Here is an 18,492-nt window from a genome sequence, read left to right as displayed (position 1 = left end):
TTCCGGTAGACTACGCTCCCTTCTTGATACAACTTCTGTGGATTCGCCTGAATTGCAGGAGTTGCCGATTACCAAGCAGTCTTTGCTGGGCGATTCCAAAAAATGTGTAGCGAGCAACGTACCGGTGTTTCATCTGCCGGTCTGTCACAACGCGGCGGTTTTTTCGAAAGGTGCACTGTGATTAATGCAGGTGATCGGGGGCTTCGGCCTTCCTTCGCTTTCCCCGGCGGCTCGTTCCGCTTTAACGCAGACTTCTAGGGTTTTTCATGACGCGCTACATATTCGTCACGGGCGGTGTTGTTTCTTCATTGGGGAAAGGCATTGCCTCGGCTTCATTGGCGGCTATCCTGGAGGCGCGGGGGCTTAAGGTCACCATGCTGAAGCTGGATCCGTACATCAACGTCGATCCAGGCACCATGAGTCCGTTCCAGCACGGTGAAGTGTTCGTCACCCACGACGGCGCCGAGACCGACCTGGATCTGGGGCACTACGAGCGGTTCATCCGCACGACCATGACCCAGAACAACAACTTCACCACCGGCCGTGTCTACGAGCACGTGCTGCGCAAAGAGCGCCGTGGCGACTACTTGGGTGCAACCATCCAGGTAATCCCGCACATCACCGACGAAATCAAGCGCCGCATCATCAAGGGTGCCGGTGACGCAGACGTGGCGATGGTCGAGATCGGTGGCACCGTCGGTGACATCGAGTCGCAACCGTTTCTCGAAGCCATCCGCCAGCTGCGTTTCGAAGTCGGCGCCAAGCGCGCGATGCTGATGCACCTGACGCTGGTGCCGTACATCGCCACCGCTGGCGAAACCAAGACCAAACCGACCCAGCACTCCGTCAAGGAACTGCGTTCGATCGGTCTGCAGCCAGACGTGCTGGTGTGCCGTTCCGATCACCCGATCGATGTGTCCTCGCGTCGCAAGATCGCCCAGTTCACCAACGTTGAAGAGCGTGCGGTAATCGCGCTGGAAGACGCCGATACCATCTACAAGATCCCGGGCATCCTGCATTCGCAGGGTCTGGACGATTTCGTCGTTGAGCGTTTCGGCTTGCAGTGCGGCAGCGCCGACCTGTCCGAGTGGGACGCAGTGGTCGATGCCAAGCTGAACCCGGAACACGAAGTGACCATCGCCATGGTCGGCAAGTACATGGAACTGCTCGACGCGTACAAGTCGCTGATCGAAGCGATGAGCCATGCCGGTATCAGCAACCGCACCAAGGTCAACCTGCGCTACATCGATTCCGAAGACATCGAGAACCAGGGCACTGCGCTGCTCGAAGGTGTCGACGCGATTCTGGTGCCGGGCGGCTTCGGTCTGCGTGGCGTGGAAGGCAAGATCACTGCCGTTCAGTACGCTCGCGAAAACAAGGTTCCGTACCTCGGCATCTGCCTGGGCATGCAAGTGGCGGTCATCGAGTTCGCCCGTAACGTACTGGGCTGGAAAGACGCCAACTCCACCGAGTTCGATCGTGCCAGCGGCCATCCGGTGGTCGGTCTGATTACCGAATGGGAAGACGCCACCGGTGCTGTCGAAGTGCGTACCGAAGCGTCCGATCTGGGCGGCACCATGCGTCTCGGCGCACAGGATTGCCTGCTTGAACCGGGCTCCAAAGTCCACGATTGCTACGGCAAGGACGTGATTGTCGAGCGTCACCGTCACCGTTACGAAGTGAACAACAACCTGCTGCCGCAGATCATCGAAGCCGGCCTGAAAATCTCCGGTCGTTCCGCCGATGCTGCGCTGGTCGAAGTGGTTGAAGCGCCGGATCATCCATGGTTCGTTGCCTGCCAGTTCCACCCTGAGTTCACCTCGACGCCACGCGACGGTCATCCGCTGTTCAGCGGTTTCGTCAAAGCCGCGTTGGCTCAACACCAGAAGAAGGCGTAACCCGATGGCACAGAAGATCATCCGCGTCGGCGACATCGAGATTGCCAACGACAAACCCATGGTGCTGTTCGGCGGCATGAACGTGCTGGAAAGCCGTGACATGGCCATGCAGGTTTGCGAAGAGTACGTAAAGGTCACCGAAAAACTCGGTATCCCTTACGTGTTCAAGGCCAGCTTCGACAAGGCCAACCGGTCTTCTGTGACTTCGTATCGCGGTCCTGGCCTGGAAGAGGGCATGCGCATCTTCCAGGACATCAAGCAAGCGTTCGGCGTGCCGATCATCACCGACGTCCACGAGCCGGATCAGGCTGCGGTCGTCGCTGAAGTCTGCGACATCATTCAGCTGCCGGCCTTCCTGTCGCGCCAGACCGATCTGGTTGTCGCGATGGCCAAGACCAATGCCGTGATCAACATCAAAAAAGCCCAGTTCCTCGCGCCTCAGGAAATGAAACACATCCTGAACAAGTGCGTGGAAGCGGGTAACGATCAGTTGATCCTTTGCGAGCGTGGTTCGAGCTTCGGCTACAACAACCTCGTGGTCGACATGCTCGGCTTCGGCATCATGAAGCAGTTCGAATACCCGGTATTCTTCGACGTGACCCACGCGCTGCAAATGCCTGGCGGTCGTGCCGACTCCGCCGGCGGTCGCCGTGCCCAGGTTCTGGATCTGGCCAAGGCCGGCATGAGCCAGTCGCTGGCGGGTCTGTTCCTCGAAGCGCATCCGGATCCGGACAACGCCAAATGCGACGGCCCTTGCGCCTTGCGTCTGGACAAACTGGAGCCATTCCTGGCCCAGCTCAAAGCTCTGGACGAACTGGTGAAGAGTTTTCCGACGGTAGAAACCGCGTAACGCTCGATTCTCCGGTAAAGTACCGCACGATTTGTCGCTCATGCCCTCGGGCGTGAGCGCTGTCGTCTGCAAGTCTGCCCGCTGTACTTCGCTTGCCGACGATAAAGATTTCCTCTAGCTGCGTCGTTTTCGTCAACTTTGGAGTGTTTACAACAATGGCAAAAATCGTCGACATCAAAGGTCGTGAAGTTCTCGACTCCCGTGGCAATCCCACCGTGGAAGCGGACGTGCTTCTCGACAACGGCATCATCGGTAGCGCCTGCGCGCCGTCCGGTGCATCCACTGGCTCGCGTGAAGCGCTCGAGCTGCGTGATGGCGACAAGAGCCGTTACCTGGGCAAGGGCGTGCTCAAGGCGGTAGCCAACATCAACGGTCCGATCCGCGATCTGCTGCTGGGCACCGACCCGAGCGACCAGAAAGCGCTGGATCAGGCGATGATCAAGCTCGACGGTACCGAAAACAAGGCGACCCTGGGCGCCAACGCCATCCTCGCCGTGTCCCTGGCTGCGGCCAAGGCAGCTGCGCAGGATCAGGATCTGCCGCTGTACGCACACATCGCCAACCTCAACGGCACCCCGGGTGTGTACTCGATGCCGGTCCCGATGATGAACATCATCAACGGTGGCGAGCACGCCGATAACAACGTCGACATCCAGGAATTCATGGTCCAGCCAGTTGGCGCCAAGTCTTTCTCGGAAGGTCTGCGCATGGGCACCGAGATTTTCCATCACCTGAAAGCTGTGCTGAAGGCTCGTGGTCTGAGCACTGCCGTTGGCGACGAAGGCGGTTTCGCGCCGAACCTGGCTTCCAACGAAGACGCGCTGAAAGTGATCTCCGAAGCCGTGGCCAACGCCGGTTACAAGCTGGGCAGCGACGTGACCCTGGCGCTGGACTGCGCCGCGAGCGAGTTCTACGAAGACGGCAAGTACAATCTGTCCGGCGAAGGCCAGGTGTTCACTGCTGAAGGTTTCGCCGACTACCTCAAAGGTCTGACCGAGCGTTACCCGATCATCTCCATCGAAGACGGTCTGGACGAATCCGACTGGGCTGGCTGGAAAATCCTCACCGACAAGATCGGCGAGAAGACCCAGCTGGTGGGCGACGACCTGTTCGTGACCAATACCAAGATCCTCAAAGAAGGCATCGATAAAAAGATCGCCAACTCGATCCTGATCAAGTTCAACCAGATCGGCACCCTGACCGAAACCCTGGAAGCCATCCAGATGGCCAAGGCTGCCGGTTACACCGCCGTGATCTCGCACCGTTCCGGCGAAACCGAAGATTCGACCATTGCCGACCTGGCTGTGGGCACCTCGGCTGGCCAGATCAAGACCGGTTCGCTGTGCCGCTCCGACCGCGTTTCCAAGTACAACCAACTGCTGCGTATCGAAGAGCAGTTGAACGGCAAGGCCAAGTACAACGGCCGTGCCGAGTTCCGCGGTTAAGCGCAACCTGATCAAAGGACACCGGATTGTGTCGGAAAAGTCGTGACAGCGATGGATTTGCCACTAATCTGATGCCTTAAGCACAAGCCTGGATCTTTCCAGGCTTCGTGCTATCAGATGCTGCAACATTATGCGTGGCTGTCTTTTTTCACTGGATACCTGATATTCGATGCGCAGTCCTTACTGGTTGTTTCTTGTTTTGCTCTTGCTGCTGGCCGGTCTGCAGTACCGCCTGTGGGTGGGCAATGGCAGTCTGGCGCAGGTCGCCGAGCTGAAACAGCAGATCGCCGAGCAACATGCCGAAAACGAAGGCCTGCTGGAGCGAAACCGGGTGATGGACGCTGAAGTCAGCGAGCTGAAGAAAGGCATGGAGACCGTCGAAGAGCGGGCTCGTCACGAACTGGGCATGGTCAAGGATGGCGAAACCCTTTACCAGTTGGCCCAATGATCGATTCCCTGCCGGCCTTCTGGGCCGTGATTCCTGCCGCGGGCGTCGGTGCCCGAATGGCCGCGGACCGTCCCAAGCAATATCTGCAACTGGGCGGGCGCACAATTCTCGAACACAGCCTCGGCTGTTTCCTCGATCACCCGAGCCTCAAGGGCCTGGTGGTCAGTCTTGCTGTAGACGATCCTTACTGGCCGAATCTGGCATGCGTCAACGATCCGCGCATTCAGCGGGTTGATGGCGGCGCGGAGCGTTCCGCGTCGGTGCTCAATGCCTTGCTGCACCTGCATGCGCAAGGTGCCGACGATGACGATTGGGTGCTGGTGCACGATGCGGCCCGGCCGAATCTGAGTCGCGATGATCTGGACAAGTTGCTTGCCGAACTCGCGGATGACCCGGTCGGCGGTCTGTTGGCGGTTCCTGCTCGCGACACGCTCAAACGCGTTGATGACAACGGACGTGTGGTTGAAACCGTGGATCGCAGCGTGATCTGGCAGGCGTATACACCGCAGATGTTCCGCCTCGGTGCGTTGCATCGGGCGTTGGCCGACAGCCTGGTTGCGGATGCCGTGATCACCGATGAAGCTTCGGCGATGGAATGGGCCGGTCTGGCACCGCGTCTGATCGAAGGGCGGGCGGATAACCTCAAGGTGACCCGGCCGGAAGACCTGGAGTGGTTGCGCCAGCGATGGGCTAACCGCCGCTGATTGCTGTGGCGCCCATTGCGCCGCCTTCGCGAGCAAGCTCGCTCCCACATTTGATTTGCGCCTGACACCAGATTTGCAGTCACTGCACGTCCACTGTGGGAGCGAGCTTGCTCGCGAAGGCGGCCGCACGAACAACCCATCACTCAGCTTCGATACTCCGCCCGCTCAGCCAACCCTTCTTTAAGAAAATCCACCAACTTGCGCACCTTCGGCGACAGATGCCGCTGCTGCGGATACAGCGCCCACACCGCCGTATTCGGCGGCTGATGCGCCTCGAGCAAGGAAATCAGCGCGCCGCTGTGCAGGTGCTCGAGCACGTAATAGTCCGGCAACTGACACAACCCGACACCCTGAAGCGCCGCATCCAGCACCGCCTGCCCACTGTTGCAACGCCAGTTGCCCTGCACCCGCTGGGAAAATTCCCGCCCGTTCTGTTCCAGTTGCCAGATATCCGAACTGCCGATCAGGCAATTGTGTCGACTCAATTCCGACAAACTGTGTGGGCGCCCATACCGTTCCAGGTAGGAAGGCGATGCGCACAGGTACATTCTCCGTGGCGCCAGGCGTGTCGCGACCAAGCGCGAATCCTGTAGCCGACCCAGACGAATTGCCAGATCCAGCCCTTCATGCACCAGATCCAGCTGGCGATTGCTCAGCTCGATATCGATACGCAGCTGCGGGTACAGCCCCATGAAGCGAGTCACCAGCGGCACGATAAAGCGTTCGCCATAGGCCACCGCGCAGGTCATGCGCAGCATGCCTTTCGGTTCGCTGGTCAGATCGCCTACCGCGCGCAAGGCTTCTTCGCGACCGTCCTGCAGGCGCTGACAATGTTGCAGGAAAGTCTGCCCGGCTTCGGTCAACGTAACTCGCCGGGTGCTGCGGTAGAGCAGGCGCGTCTGCAAACGCTCTTCGAGCCGTACGATTTGTCGACTGATGTGCGAGGAAGAAACCCCAAGACGCTCGGCAGCGGCGGTGAATTGATTGCATTCGGCGACGGCAACGAACTCGTCGATGCCTTCCCAGCGGTTTTCCGACACTTGGATTATCCCTGTATGGCAATAATGTTTTGCTTTCGTCCGGATTATTCCTCAGGGCGCGCTGAACTACACTGTCTGTCTGCTTTTTTATTTACTGGATTCATTGGAGAGTCAGCATGATCAAGTCGCGCGCCGCCGTTGCCTTCGAGGCCAAGAAGCCGCTGGAAATCGTAGAAGTCGATGTCGCCATGCCGAAGGCTGGTGAAGTGTTGCTGCGCGTTGTCGCTTCCGGGGTGTGCCACACCGATGCCTACACCTTGTCCGGCGCAGACCCGGAAGGCATCTTCCCGTCGATCCTCGGCCACGAAGGTGGCGCCATCGTTGAAGCGATCGGTGAGGGCGTGACCTCGGTTGCCGTCGGCGATCACGTCATCCCGCTGTACACCCCGGAATGCGGCCAGTGCAAATTCTGCAAGTCGGGCAAGACCAACCTCTGCCAGGCGATTCGCGCCACCCAAGGCAAGGGCCTGATGCCGGACGGCACTTCGCGCTTTTCCTACAAGGGCGAAACGATTTTCCACTACATGGGCACATCGACGTTTTCGGAGTACACCGTACTGCCGGAAATTTCCGTAGCGAAGATCTCCAAAGACGCGCCGCTGGAAAAGGTTTGCCTGCTCGGTTGCGGCGTAACCACCGGTATCGGCGCCGTGCTCAACACCGCCAAGGTCAAACCGGGTGACACCGTGGCCATCTTCGGTCTCGGTGGTATTGGCTTGTCGGCCGTGATCGGCGCGGTGAAAGCCAAGGCTGCGCGCATCATCGCCATCGACATCAATCCGGCCAAGTTCGAAATCGCCAAACAACTCGGTGCCACCGACTGCGTGAACCCGAAAGATTACGATCGTCCGATCCAGGAAGTGATCGTCGACATGACCGATGGCGGCGTCGACTTCTCCTTCGAGTGCATCGGCAATGTGCAACTGATGCGCGCCGCGCTTGAGTGCTGCCACAAAGGCTGGGGCGAGTCGGTCATCATCGGTGTCGCCGGTGCCGGCCAGGAAATCGCTACCCGGCCGTTCCAGTTGGTCACCGGTCGCGTCTGGCGCGGTTCGGCGTTCGGCGGCGTGCGTGGCCGTACTGAATTGCCGAGCTACGTCGACATGGCCCAGAGCGGCGAGATCCCGCTGGATACCTTCATCACCCACACCATGGGCCTGGAAGATATCAACAAGGCGTTCGACCTGATGCACGAAGGCAAGAGCATCCGCACCGTCATACATTTCTAAACAGCAGCTCCGAGCTGCAAGCTTCAAGCTGCAAGTAAAGGCGTTCGTGCTTTGTCTTGAAGCTTGCGGCTTGCGGCTTGCAGCTAGGGAGAATCCCTTGAATCTGGAAAACATTTCCTGTCAGAAGAGTTTCGGTGGCTGGCACAAGCGCTATCGCCATCGCTCCGAAGTGCTTGATTGCGACATGGTCTTTGCCGTGTACCTGCCGCCGCAAGCGGAGCAGGGCGGCAAGCTGCCAGTGCTGTACTGGTTGTCCGGGCTGACCTGCACCGATGAGAATTTCATGCAGAAGGCCGGCGCGATGCGCATGGCTGCCGAACTTGGTTTGATTATCGTCGCCCCGGATACCAGCCCACGCGGTCCGGATGTTCCGGACGATGCAGGCAAGGCTTGGGATTTCGGTCTCGGCGCCGGGTTTTATCTGAACGCCACGCAGGAACCGTGGGCGCGGCACTATCAGATGCATGACTATGTCGTGCAGGAATTGCCTGCTCTGGTCGAAGCGCATTTCCCCGCTTCCGACAAGCGCAGCATCAGCGGCCACTCGATGGGCGGCCACGGTGCTTTGGTCTGTGCCTTGCGCAATCCTGGGCGGTATAAATCGGTTTCGGCCTTTTCGCCGATCACCCATCCGATCGATTGCCCTTGGGGTCAGAAGGCCTTTTCCAACTATTTGGGCGAAGACCGTTCGAAGTGGAAGGAGTGGGACGCCTGTGTGCTTATCGCGGAGGCGACGGAGAAGTTGCCGTTGTTGGTCGATCAAGGTGATCGTGACGATTTCCTCGCCACGCAATTGAAACCCGAGGCCTTGCAACACGCAGCAAAACAAGCGGGGCATCCGCTGGAGCTGCGCCTGCAACCGGGCTACGACCACAGCTATTTCTTCATCTCAAGCTTCATTGACGACCACTTGCAGCATCACGCACGCGCTCTGCGCGGTTAATGCAGGTAGAATCACGCCCTGACAAAAATCGGGGCGTTTTTTTTATGCGTATTGGCCACGGCTACGATGTGCACCGTTTCGCTGAAGGCGATTTCATTACTCTGGGCGGCGTGCGGATTGCACACAGCTTCGGGCTGCTCGCTCATTCCGACGGTGACGTCCTGCTGCACGCCTTGAGCGATGCCTTGCTCGGCGCGGCGGCGCTGGGTGATATCGGTAAACACTTCCCGGACACCGATCCGCAATTCAAGGGCGCCGACAGCCGTGTGCTGTTGCGTCATGTGGTCAGTCTGATCCACGCCAAGGGCTGGAAGGTCGGCAACGTCGACAACACCATCGTTGCCCAGGCGCCAAAAATGGCGCCGCATATCGAATCGATGCGCGCGCTGATCGCGGCGGATCTTCAAGTTGAGTTGGATCAAGTGAACGTCAAAGCTACCACCACCGAAAAGCTTGGCTTTGTCGGTCGCGAAGAAGGCATCGCCGTGCACTCCGTTGCCTTGTTGCTGCGCGCATGAATGAACTGCAATTGCTCGGTCCGCGGGCCTATGGCGAACCCCTCGGCACAGCGGTACTGAAAGCCATCGCTGAGGATTTCCAGGTCGATGAAGTGCTGGATATTCCGTTCAGCGGTGACGGCGAACACCTGTGGATCTGGGTGGAAAAGCGCGGTCTCAATACCGAAGAAGCGGCACGGCGGATCGCCAAAGCGGCGGGCGTGCCGTTGCGCACCGTCAGCTATGCCGGCCTCAAGGACCGTCAGGCTCTGACTCGACAGTGGTTCAGCGTGCAATTGCCGGGCAAGGCCGATCCGGATCTGTCGGCGGCGGAAAACGACACGCTGAAGATCCTCAAGACCACCCGCCACAAGCGCAAGCTGCAACGCGGTGCGCATTCGGCCAACGGTTTCACGTTGCGCCTGACGCAATTCGATGGCGACAAAGACGCGCTTGAACAGCGTCTGCAACTGATCGCCAAACAAGGCATTCCCAATTATTTCGGCGCCCAGCGCTTTGGCCATGACGGCGGTAACGTTGTCGATGCCCGGGCGTGGGCGGCGCGCAAGGCTTTGCCGGAACAGCGAAATGTGCGTTCGCGGTTGCTGTCGACGGCGCGCAGCTTTCTGTTCAACCAGGTGCTGGCGGCGCGCGTCGCCGATGGCACCTGGAACACCGCGCTGGTTGGCGATCTGCTGGCCTTCACCGACAGCCGCAGTTTTTTCCCGGCCGGTGAAGCCGAATGCAGCGACCCGCGTCTGGCAATTCTCGACCTGCACCCGACCGGTCCGCAGTGGGGCGAAGGTGACTCGCCCGCGGCTGGCGCAGTCCATGAACTGGAGCAGGCGATCGCCGCCCGCGAAGCGGATCTGCGCGACTGGTTGATCCACGCCGGCATGAGCCATGAACGTCGCATCCTGCGGCTGCCCATTGGCGGGTTGACGTGGCATTATCCCCAACCTGACATTCTGCAACTGGAATTCGTCCTCCCGGCCGGATGCTTTGCCACCGTATTGGTGCGCGAGCTCGTTGATCTGGTGCCGGTGGGGCAGACGGACAGCCCATGCGTATTCTGATTTCTAACGACGATGGGGTAACCGCGCCCGGTCTCGCCGCGCTTTATGCTGCGCTGGCGGATTACACCGAATGCGTGGTTATCGCCCCGGAGCAGGACAAAAGCGGCGCCAGCAGTTCGCTGACGCTCGACCGTCCGCTGCACCCGCAATACCTGGCCAACGGCTTCATCAGCCTCAACGGCACACCGACCGATTGCATTCACCTGGGCCTTAACGGCTTGCTTGAGCGCGAAGCGGACATGGTGGTTTCCGGCATCAACCTCGGCGCCAACCTCGGTGACGACGTGCTGTATTCCGGAACCGTGGCGGCAGCCCTTGAAGGACGATTTCTCGAGCGCCCATCGTTTGCCTTTTCCCTGGTCTCGCGCCAAGTGGATAACCTGCCGACTGCGGCCTACTTTGCGCGCAAACTGGTCGAGGCCCACGCCGGGCTCGATCTGCCGCCGCGCACGGTGCTCAACGTGAACATTCCCAATCTGCCCATCGATCACATCCGTGGCATTCAGTTGACCCGTCTCGGCCATCGCGCCCGCGCGGCGGCGCCGATGAAAGTGGTCGATCCGCGCGGCAAGGCCGGTTACTGGATCGCCGCTGCCGGCGACGCTGAAGACGGCGGCCCGGGCACCGATTTTCATGCCGTGATGCAGGGCTATGTGTCCATCACACCGTTGCAGCTCGATCGCACTTTCAATGATGCCTTCAGAAGTCTTGATGGCTGGCTGGGGGGGCTGAGCTGATGCGTGAACATGACGACCGCCTGCGCAGCGGCATTGGCATGACCTCCCAGCGTACGCGCGAGCGACTGATCCAGCGGCTGTATGAAGAAGGCGTATCGAACGCCAAAGTCCTGGAAGTGATCCGCCGCACGCCGCGTCATCTGTTTGTCGACGAGGCGCTGGCGCACCGCGCTTACGAAGACACCGCGCTGCCGATCGGCAACAACCAGACCATCTCCCAGCCTTACATGGTGGCGCGCATGAGCGAGCTGCTGCTGGAGGCAGGTCCACTGGATAAAGTGTTGGAGATCGGCACCGGTTCCGGCTACCAGACAGCGGTGTTGTCGCAACTGGTTGAACGGGTGTTTTCCGTCGAGCGCATCAAGGTGTTGCAGGATCGCGCCAAGGAGCGTCTGGTCGAGTTGAACCTGCGTAACGTGGTGTTTCGCTGGGGCGATGGCTGGGAAGGCTGGCCGGCGCTGGCGCCCTACAACGGCATCATCGTCACCGCCGTTGCCACCGATGTACCGCAAGCTTTGCTCGATCAGCTGGCCCCCGGTGGGCGCATGGTGATTCCGGTCGGCTCCGGTGAAGTGCAACAACTGATGCTGATCGTGCGCGAAGAACATGGCTTTTCCCGACACGTTTTGGGCGCTGTGCGTTTCGTGCCTTTGCTCAATGGGCCACTGGCCTGAGCATTTGCGAGCAGGCGCTGAATTCCTTTCAACGGCGCCGGTCTTACACCGACAGCCAGAGTTTAAACGCAGCGTACTTGCCCCTGGCAAACGTGTGCGTCCAGTGATTTCGCTTCATTAAAGGTAAAGCCGTTTCGGCCCGTTATACTTGCGACACTTCATGCCGCAGTGCGGCATTCAGAATTTTCAGCCACCACAAAGGGAGCGGCGGGTGAGTCTCACAGTCATTGCGCAGCGTATGGGTAACACGAGCTTTCAGCGCCTGGTGACTGGCCTTGTCTTGAGCACCTTGCTGGTCGGTTGCTCCAGCACCAAATCGAGCAACGTACGGGTTGTCGATCGCAATAATTCGGTCGCGCAACGTCCGACCGTTACTACCGGGCAATATGTAGTCCGCCCCGGCGATACCTTGTTTTCGATCGCCTTTCGCTACGGCTGGGACTACAAAACCCTCGCCGCCCGGAACAATATTCCTACGCCGTATACGATCCATCCGGGTCAGACAATTCGCTTCGACGGGCGCAGCGGTTCAACGCCGACAGCGGTGGTGAGCAACTCCAGTTCTTCACCTTCTTCGTCGAGTAAAACCACGGTAATCCGGCGCCAGGCGAATGGCACCACAACCACTACAACCACCGGTTCCAAAGGGGTTGTACCGTCCGTCGCGAGCAAACCTGCACCCGCTCCACTGCCTCCGGCAGGCCCGGCCCCGACCGGCTGGGGATGGCCATCTAATGGCGTTCTGATTGGAAAATTCTCTTCAAACGGTAGTTTGAATAAAGGAATTGATATCGCCGGAGATTTGGGACAGCCTGTTTTAGCTGCGTCTGATGGGACGGTCGTATACGCCGGGAGTGGCTTAAGGGGCTACGGCGAATTGGTCATCATCAAACACAGCGAAACCTACGTCAGTGCTTACGGACATAACCGCAGGCTGTTGGTTCGGGAGGGGCAGCAGGTCAAGGTCGGACAGACAATTGCCGAAATGGGGTCAACGGGTACAGACCGGGTGAAACTGCATTTTGAGATTCGCCGCCAAGGTAAACCTGTGGATCCGCTGCAGTTCCTGCCAAGACGTTGATTTGTAGGCCAGCCTGTTCCGTCGCGTAGAGGGGACAGGCTCCAGCGTTGCCAAGGATAAAGGCGTCGCTTGAGCTTGGGGTCGAACTCACCAAAGGACTATAACAATGGCTCTCAGTAAAGAAGTGCCGGAGTTTGACATCGACGATGAGGTTCTCCTTATGGAGACCGGCATCGATTCGGATTCGATGTTGAATGATGAAGGGGCTGCTCCACCTTCCGTTCGTTCCAAATCCAGACACTCCGCCACACTCAAACAACATAAATACATCGACTACACTCGGGCACTTGATGCCACGCAGCTGTATCTCAACGAAATCGGCTTTTCCCCTCTGCTCTCCCCGGAAGAAGAAGTTCATTTTGCGCGCTTGTCGCAAAGTGGCGATCCGGCCGGGCGCAAGCGCATGATCGAAAGTAACCTGCGGCTGGTCGTCAAGATCGCCCGGCGTTACGTCAATCGGGGGCTGTCGCTGCTGGATCTGATCGAAGAGGGCAACCTCGGCCTGATCCGCGCGGTGGAAAAGTTCGATCCCGAGCGCGGCTTCCGCTTCTCGACCTACGCCACGTGGTGGATCCGTCAGACCATCGAACGCGCGATCATGAATCAGACCCGGACCATCCGGTTGCCGATTCACGTGGTCAAGGAGCTCAACGTGTACCTGCGGGCCGCACGGGAGCTGACGCAAAAACTCGACCACGAACCTTCACCCGAAGAAATCGCCAACCTGCTGGAAAAACCGGTGGGCGAGGTCAAGCGCATGCTGGGCCTGAACGAACGGGTTTCTTCGGTCGACGTCTCGCTGGGTCCGGATTCGGATAAAACCCTGCTGGACACCCTCACTGATGATCGTCCGACCGATCCGTGCGAACTGCTGCAGGACGACGACCTGTCGCAGAGCATCGATCAATGGCTGTCGGAGCTGACCGACAAGCAGCGCGAGGTGGTGATTCGCCGCTTCGGCCTGCGCGGTCACGAAAGCAGCACGCTGGAAGATGTCGGCCTGGAGATCGGCCTGACCCGCGAGCGGGTACGGCAGATCCAGGTGGAAGGCCTCAAGCGCCTTCGCGAGATCCTGGAGAAGAATGGCCTGTCGAGCGAGTCGCTGTTCCAATAAGCGCCTGATCGACCGCGCGCAAAAAAAGCCCCGGCTGATTCAATCAGTCGGGGCTTGTTGTTTATGTCTGTCTCGTGCATCGCGTTTGTCGGGCGAGGTGCCAGACGAGCGGTCAGCATTTTCTGAGTTTGTAGTCTCGCGCTGTAAGCCTTTGCTTACTGTGTCGTAAGTGTTCGTTATTTTTACACTTCGGCAGAAGGCGATTGCGATCAATGCTAAGCGGTAACTTGATGATTTATATAAATATTTTTCAATTATTATGTCTTTATGTCAGCGTAGACCTGCGCCTGAGCCTGATTGCTCCGCTGCGGAAACTCTCTAATATCAGGGCTGTGTCGACGGACAGACACGCCCTTTACGGAAGAGGGGAACGGACATCGCAGGAGGCGATTCATCAGGACGATGAAAAGGACTACAGGGAATAGGGAAAAAATGTGGGCGGGTCATACCGCCCCTTTTTTCGTCTGCAGAAAAGTAAAACCTGCAAAAGCAAAAAGGCCCACAAGGGGCCTTTCAGTCGAGCGCGGGGTAGATCAGCGTTCGAGTTGTTCGATCTTGTTCGGCTTGCCATCCCAATCAGCAGAATCCGGAAGCGGATCCTTGCGCTCGGTGATGTTCGGCCAGATATCCGCCAGCTCGGCATTGAGCTCGATGAAGTTTTCCATGCCGCTTGGGATCTCGTCTTCCGAGAAGATCGCCACAGCCGGGCATTCTGGTTCACACAGCGCACAGTCGATGCACTCGTCCGGGTGAATCACCAGGAAGTTCGGGCCTTCGTAAAAGCAGTCCACCGGACAGACTTCTACGCAGTCGGTGTACTTGCACTTGATGCAGTTGTCGGTGACGACGAAGGTCATTTCTAATTTTCTCCTCAGGCGGCGGCAGCGTTGCCCCTTCACGGTTGGGGTCGCCAGGTTCGGGAGCGATACCTGCTGACCAGGCTATGAGCCAGCAGCATCCCGAACCGCGCGAGATTCTAACAGCTTGAAGCGATTTGCGTTATATCCGCTTCTTCAGTGCTTATATCCGGTTCTTCAGTGCATAGAGCATTTCCAGCGCACGCCGTGGTGTCATGTCGTCGAGATCCACCTTCGCCAATTCATCCAGCACCGGATGCGGCAGCGAGGCGAACATGTCGCTTTGCTGCGGTGTCGACGGCTTGCCCTTGGCTGCCGGTTTCGGCGCCTCGTGGGGCAGGGCTGTGTCTTCCAGACGACTCAGATGCTCACGCGCGCGCAGGATCACTTCACTCGGCACACCAGCCAGTTGCGCGACTGCCAAGCCGTAGCTCTGGCTGGCCGGCCCAGGCAGAACATGGTGCAGGAACACGATGCGTTCGTTGTGCTCGGTCGCGTTGAGGTGGACGTTGGCCACCAACGGCTCGGCTTCCGGCAACACGGTCAGTTCGAAGTAGTGCGTAGCGAACAGCGTATAGGCACGCAGATGAGCCAAGCGCTCGGCCGCCGCCCACGCCAGCGACAGACCGTCAAAGGTGCTGGTACCGCGCCCGACTTCGTCCATCAGGACCAGACTGCGCTCGGTGGCGTTATGCAGGATGTTGGCGGTTTCGCTCATCTCGACCATGAAGGTCGAGCGACCGCCGGCCAGATCATCGCTCGAACCGATACGGGTGAAGATGCGGTCGACCAGCGACAACTCGCAACTGGCGGCCGGCACGAAACTGCCGATATGCGCGAGCAACACGATCAACGCGGTTTGCCGCATGTAAGTGGATTTACCACCCATGTTCGGGCCGGTAATGACCAGCATGCGCGTATTGTCGTCCAGGCTCAGGTCGTTGGCCACGAACGGCGTGGTCAGCACCTGCTCAACCACCGGGTGACGACCCTGGGTGATGCGCATGCACGGCTCGCTGACGAAACGCGGGCAGTTAAGGTCAAGGTTCAAGGCACGCTCGGCAAGGTTGCTCAGCACATCCAGCTCGGCCAATGCGCCGGCGGTGTCCTGCAACGGCGGCAACTGGCTGATCAAGTCTTCGAGCAGCGCCTCATAAAGCATTTTTTCCCGAGCCAGCGCGCGACTCTTGGCCGACAGCGCCTTGTCTTCGAATTCTTTCAGCTCGGGCGTGATGAAACGCTCGGCGCCTTTGAGCGTCTGCCGGCGGATGTAGTCAGCGGGCGCCGATTCAGCCTGCTTGCTCGGCAATTCGATGAAGTAGCCGTGGATGCGGTTGTAGCCAACTTTTAGATTGGCCAGACCAGTACGGGCCTTCTCCCGGGCTTCCAGATCGATGAGGAACTGGCCGGCGTTTTCGCTCAGCGATTGCAGTTCATCGAGTTCGCTGTCGTAACCGGTTTTCAGCACGCCGCCGTCACGGATCACCGCTGGCGGATTGTCGATGATGGCTTTTTCCAGCAATGCGGCCAGTTCCGGATAGGTGCTGGTGGTGGCCGCCAGATGCTGCAGGTGCGGCGCTTCCAGATCGGTCATCGCCACTTGCAGTTCGGGCAGTGCGCCGAGAGCGTCACGCAGACGCGCAAGGTCACGTGGTCGAGCATTGCGCAGACCGATACGCGCCAGAATCCGCTCGATGTCGCCGATTTCCTTGAGCTGCGGTTGCAGCTTTTCAAAACGGTAGCCGTCGAGCAGGCAGCGAATCGACGTCTGGCGTGCCAGCAACACGGTGAGGTCGCGCAACGGCCGGTTCAGCCAACGAGTCAGCAAACGGCTGCCCATGGCGGTCTGGCAACGATCGACCACCGATTGCAGCGTGTTGTCGCGGCCACCGGCCAGATTGGTGTCGAGTTCCAGATTGCGCCGGCTGGCGCCGTCGAGCACCACGGTGTCATCGAGACGTTCGTGACGCAGGCTGCGCAAGTGGGGCAGGGCGGTGCGCTGGGTCTCTTTGGCGTAGGCCAGCAGGCAGCCGGCAGCGCCGATGGCCAGGGTCAGGTTTTCGCAGCCGAAGCCTTTCAGGTCTTGAGTGGAAAACTGCTGGCAGAGACTTTTCAACGCCGAGTCACGCTCAAAGTCCCACGGCGCACGACGACGTACGCCACGGCGTTTCTCCGCCGGCAGGTCCTTTGGCCAGTCATCTGGAATCAACAGTTCCACCGGGTTGACCCGCTCCAGTTCCGCCAGCAGGTTTTCCCAGCCTTTGATTTCGAGCACGGTGAAGTTGCCGCTGGTGATGTCCAGCACGGCCAGACCGAACAGACGCTCGTCGCCCAATACCGCTGCAATCAGGTTATCGCGGCGTTCATCGAGTAACGCTTCGTCGCTGACTGTCCCCGGCGTGATGATCCGTACGACCTGGCGCTCCACCGGGCCTTTGCTGGTGGCCGGGTCGCCGACTTGCTCGCAAATCACCACCGACTCGCCGAGCTTGACCAGTTTCGCCAGGTAACCTTCCGCGGCGTGGTAAGGAATCCCACACATCGGAATCGCCTGACCCGCCGACTGCCCGCGCGCGGTCAGGGTGATGTCCAGCAACTTGGCGGCTTTCTTCGCATCTTCGTAGAAGATTTCGTAGAAATCGCCCATGCGATAGAACATCAGCTGGTCCGGGTGCTGATTCTTCAGGCGCCAGTATTGCTGCATCATCGGAGTGTGGGAGGACAGGTCGGAGACGGCTTTATTCATCGGATGTCGGGCAACTCGTTAAAAGATGTAGGGCAAAGCGCGGGCAGTGGCCGGGCTTTTCCGCGATGGGCGCAAGGTTACCATGGGCAGTCAGCCCGACGCAGGCACTGCGGTCGGGTGAGCGTGGACTTGTAGAGAAAAGTTGATCTATGCACGATTTATGCAAATAAGCATTTGTCTTCGGGAAAAACTTCAAGCACTATGCGCGTTATGCAAAAACGCAACGTTTCCTCCGTCTTAAGAGCACTGCTCGACCAGCACGGGATCTCCCCCACGGAGCTCCACCGTCGCACCGGCGTGCCTCAATCAACGCTCTCGCGGATTCTCAGCGGGAAGATTGTCGATCCTTCGGATAAACACATCTCGAAGATCGCTGAATATTTCAACGTCAGCACCGATCAGTTGCGCGGGCGCGCGGACGTCGCGCCAACGACCGGCGGCACTCGCGCTGACGTGCATGCGGAACTCAAGGACATAAGCCTGTGGGACGACGACACGCCCGTCGATGACGACGAGGTGTCGGTGCCCTTTCTACGCGAGGTTGAATTGGCTGCTGGATCAGGAAGATTCGTCATCGAAGAGAGCGAGCGCTCTAGCCTGCGCTTCGGCAAGCGCAGCCTGCGCCACAACGGCGTGCAATTCGACCAGGCCAAATGCGTGACGGTGCGCGGCAACAGCATGTTGCCGGTTCTGCGTGATGGCGCCACCGTCGGCGTCAACGCCGGCAAGTGCGGCATCGGCGACATCATCGATGGCGATCTGTATGCGATCAATCACAACGGCCAGCTGCGCGTGAAACAACTCTATCGCCTGCCCACCGGCATCCGTCTGCGCAGCTTCAATCGCGACGAGCATCCGGACGAGGACTATAGCTTCCAGGAAATCCAGGAAGAGCAGATCGTCATCCTCGGTCACGTCTTCTGGTGGGGCATGTACGCCCGTTAACCCATTTCGATTTAACTGAAACCTGCCCCTCGGCAGGTTTTTTTTCGCCTGCAGAAATCTCCCCACCCCTTGGCCCGCTTGGTTTTCATGCATACGCGCAAATTTAATGCATAAATAAATGCATTTACGCATTGACTGTATATGCATTCATGCATATTCTTGCCACCAAGCCGCTCGACAAAGCGGCTGGCAAGACAAGCTCTTTAGT

18 protein-coding genes are annotated in these 18,492 nt (G+C 59.1%); 15 read left to right on the top strand and 3 right to left on the bottom strand.

The window, feature by feature from the left end; all coding sequences use genetic code 11:
- The 6 genes from D8U61_RS27890 to ispD all read left to right on the top strand — a co-directional run.
- Positions 1-181 (top strand): hypothetical protein (locus D8U61_RS27890; protein ID WP_206663082.1); only part of this gene is annotated, 181 nt, incomplete at its 5' end.
- An 85-nt stretch (positions 182-266) separates the two neighbouring features.
- Positions 267-1,898, top strand: a complete 1,632-nt coding sequence (locus tag D8U61_RS11090; protein WP_016771462.1) for a CTP synthase — start codon at positions 267-269, stop codon at positions 1,896-1,898.
- A 4-nt stretch (positions 1,899-1,902) separates the two neighbouring features.
- Positions 1,903-2,748, top strand: coding sequence for a 3-deoxy-8-phosphooctulonate synthase (gene kdsA / locus D8U61_RS11085; RefSeq protein WP_016985082.1), 846 nt, complete (start codon positions 1,903-1,905; stop codon positions 2,746-2,748).
- 155 nt (positions 2,749-2,903) lie between these two features.
- The gene (gene eno / locus D8U61_RS11080; protein WP_130926912.1) at positions 2,904-4,193 is read left to right on the top strand and encodes a phosphopyruvate hydratase; all 1,290 of its coding nucleotides are present in this window, start codon (positions 2,904-2,906) and stop codon (positions 4,191-4,193) included.
- A 169-nt stretch (positions 4,194-4,362) separates the two neighbouring features.
- On the top strand, positions 4,363-4,641 hold the full coding sequence (gene ftsB / locus D8U61_RS11075; protein ID WP_016771460.1) for a cell division protein FtsB: 279 nt from the start codon (positions 4,363-4,365) through the stop codon (positions 4,639-4,641).
- On the top strand, positions 4,638-5,345 hold the full coding sequence (gene ispD / locus D8U61_RS11070; RefSeq protein WP_122691745.1) for a 2-C-methyl-D-erythritol 4-phosphate cytidylyltransferase: 708 nt from the start codon (positions 4,638-4,640) through the stop codon (positions 5,343-5,345). The genes ftsB and ispD overlap by 4 nt, the downstream gene beginning before the upstream one ends.
- Before the next feature lie 143 nt (positions 5,346-5,488).
- Here the strand turns inward: ispD and D8U61_RS11065 are convergent, their stop codons facing one another.
- A complete protein-coding gene (locus D8U61_RS11065) occupies positions 5,489-6,385 on the bottom strand; it encodes a LysR substrate-binding domain-containing protein (protein WP_073476033.1) in 897 nt (298 codons plus the stop codon).
- A 116-nt stretch (positions 6,386-6,501) separates the two neighbouring features.
- On the opposite strand from D8U61_RS11065, the gene D8U61_RS11060 reads away from it, so the two are divergent.
- The 8 genes from D8U61_RS11060 to rpoS all read left to right on the top strand — a co-directional run bounded on the left by D8U61_RS11060 (position 6,502) and on the right by rpoS (position 13,736).
- Positions 6,502-7,614: an S-(hydroxymethyl)glutathione dehydrogenase/class III alcohol dehydrogenase gene (locus D8U61_RS11060; protein ID WP_110600129.1), complete on the top strand. Its 1,113-nt coding sequence runs from the start codon at positions 6,502-6,504 to the stop codon at positions 7,612-7,614.
- A 97-nt stretch (positions 7,615-7,711) separates the two neighbouring features.
- Positions 7,712-8,557: an S-formylglutathione hydrolase gene (gene fghA, locus D8U61_RS11055; protein ID WP_130926911.1), complete on the top strand. Its 846-nt coding sequence runs from the start codon at positions 7,712-7,714 to the stop codon at positions 8,555-8,557.
- A gap of 44 nt (positions 8,558-8,601) precedes the next feature.
- Entirely contained in the window at positions 8,602-9,075 is a 474-nt protein-coding gene (gene ispF, locus D8U61_RS11050; protein ID WP_125925197.1) for a 2-C-methyl-D-erythritol 2,4-cyclodiphosphate synthase, read from the top strand.
- Positions 9,072-10,130 carry a tRNA pseudouridine(13) synthase TruD gene (truD, locus tag D8U61_RS11045; protein WP_125925198.1) on the top strand — a complete coding sequence of 353 codons (1,059 nt, stop codon included), beginning with the start codon at positions 9,072-9,074 and terminating at the stop codon, positions 10,128-10,130. The genes ispF and truD overlap by 4 nt, the downstream gene beginning before the upstream one ends.
- Positions 10,118-10,867 carry a 5'/3'-nucleotidase SurE gene (gene surE, locus D8U61_RS11040; RefSeq protein WP_024011837.1) on the top strand — a complete coding sequence of 250 codons (750 nt, stop codon included), beginning with the start codon at positions 10,118-10,120 and terminating at the stop codon, positions 10,865-10,867. Before truD ends, surE begins: the two co-directional genes overlap by 13 nt.
- A gap of 38 nt (positions 10,868-10,905) precedes the next feature.
- Positions 10,906-11,541 carry a protein-L-isoaspartate(D-aspartate) O-methyltransferase gene (locus D8U61_RS11035; protein ID WP_160768345.1) on the top strand — a complete coding sequence of 212 codons (636 nt, stop codon included), beginning with the start codon at positions 10,906-10,908 and terminating at the stop codon, positions 11,539-11,541.
- Positions 11,542-11,752: 211 nt separating this feature from the next.
- On the top strand, positions 11,753-12,622 hold the full coding sequence (locus D8U61_RS11030) for a peptidoglycan DD-metalloendopeptidase family protein (RefSeq protein ID WP_016771452.1): 870 nt from the start codon (positions 11,753-11,755) through the stop codon (positions 12,620-12,622).
- Positions 12,623-12,728: 106 nt separating this feature from the next.
- Positions 12,729-13,736, top strand: coding sequence for an RNA polymerase sigma factor RpoS (gene rpoS / locus D8U61_RS11025; RefSeq protein WP_016771451.1), 1,008 nt, complete (start codon positions 12,729-12,731; stop codon positions 13,734-13,736).
- 533 nt (positions 13,737-14,269) lie between these two features.
- Here the strand turns inward: rpoS and fdxA are convergent.
- Positions 14,270-14,593, bottom strand: coding sequence for a ferredoxin FdxA (gene fdxA, locus D8U61_RS11020; protein WP_016771449.1), 324 nt, complete (start codon positions 14,591-14,593; stop codon positions 14,270-14,272).
- A gap of 163 nt (positions 14,594-14,756) precedes the next feature.
- Entirely contained in the window at positions 14,757-17,339 is a 2,583-nt protein-coding gene (gene mutS / locus D8U61_RS11015; protein WP_056783236.1) for a DNA mismatch repair protein MutS, read from the bottom strand.
- A 201-nt stretch (positions 17,340-17,540) separates the two neighbouring features.
- Here mutS and D8U61_RS11010 point away from each other — a divergent pair, with 201 nt between their 5' ends.
- On the top strand, positions 17,541-18,284 hold the full coding sequence (locus tag D8U61_RS11010) for an XRE family transcriptional regulator (protein ID WP_110600122.1): 744 nt from the start codon (positions 17,541-17,543) through the stop codon (positions 18,282-18,284).
- Positions 18,285-18,492: the final 208 nt, after the last annotated feature.

The organism is Pseudomonas sp. Sample_14, from assembly GCF_004307515.1.
Classification (GTDB): domain Bacteria; phylum Pseudomonadota; class Gammaproteobacteria; order Pseudomonadales; family Pseudomonadaceae; genus Aquipseudomonas; species Aquipseudomonas atacamensis.
The sequence above is the reverse complement of the archived record's forward strand: the minus strand, read 5'-3'. Positions and strand labels throughout refer to the sequence as shown.

Bases quoted from the DNA above. Each gene is read 5' to 3' on its own strand.
- D8U61_RS11090 (WP_016771462.1), top strand. From the start codon at position 267: ATGACGCGCTACATATTCGTCACGGGCGGTGTTGTTTCTTCATTGGGG.
- kdsA (WP_016985082.1), top strand. From the start codon at position 1,903: ATGGCACAGAAGATCATCCGCGTCGGCGACATCGAGATTGCCAACGAC.
- eno (WP_130926912.1), top strand. From the start codon at position 2,904: ATGGCAAAAATCGTCGACATCAAAGGTCGTGAAGTTCTCGACTCCCGT.
- ftsB (WP_016771460.1), top strand. From the start codon at position 4,363: ATGCGCAGTCCTTACTGGTTGTTTCTTGTTTTGCTCTTGCTGCTGGCC.
- ispD (WP_122691745.1), top strand. From the start codon at position 4,638: ATGATCGATTCCCTGCCGGCCTTCTGGGCCGTGATTCCTGCCGCGGGC.
- D8U61_RS11060 (WP_110600129.1), top strand. From the start codon at position 6,502: ATGATCAAGTCGCGCGCCGCCGTTGCCTTCGAGGCCAAGAAGCCGCTG.
- ispF (WP_125925197.1), top strand. From the start codon at position 8,602: ATGCGTATTGGCCACGGCTACGATGTGCACCGTTTCGCTGAAGGCGAT.
- truD (WP_125925198.1), top strand. From the start codon at position 9,072: ATGAATGAACTGCAATTGCTCGGTCCGCGGGCCTATGGCGAACCCCTC.
- surE (WP_024011837.1), top strand. From the start codon at position 10,118: ATGCGTATTCTGATTTCTAACGACGATGGGGTAACCGCGCCCGGTCTC.
- D8U61_RS11035 (WP_160768345.1), top strand. From the start codon at position 10,906: ATGACCTCCCAGCGTACGCGCGAGCGACTGATCCAGCGGCTGTATGAA.
- rpoS (WP_016771451.1), top strand. From the start codon at position 12,729: ATGGCTCTCAGTAAAGAAGTGCCGGAGTTTGACATCGACGATGAGGTT.
- fdxA (WP_016771449.1), bottom strand. From the start codon at position 14,593: ATGACCTTCGTCGTCACCGACAACTGCATCAAGTGCAAGTACACCGAC.
- mutS (WP_056783236.1), bottom strand. From the start codon at position 17,339: ATGAATAAAGCCGTCTCCGACCTGTCCTCCCACACTCCGATGATGCAG.
- D8U61_RS11010 (WP_110600122.1), top strand. From the start codon at position 17,541: ATGCGCGTTATGCAAAAACGCAACGTTTCCTCCGTCTTAAGAGCACTG.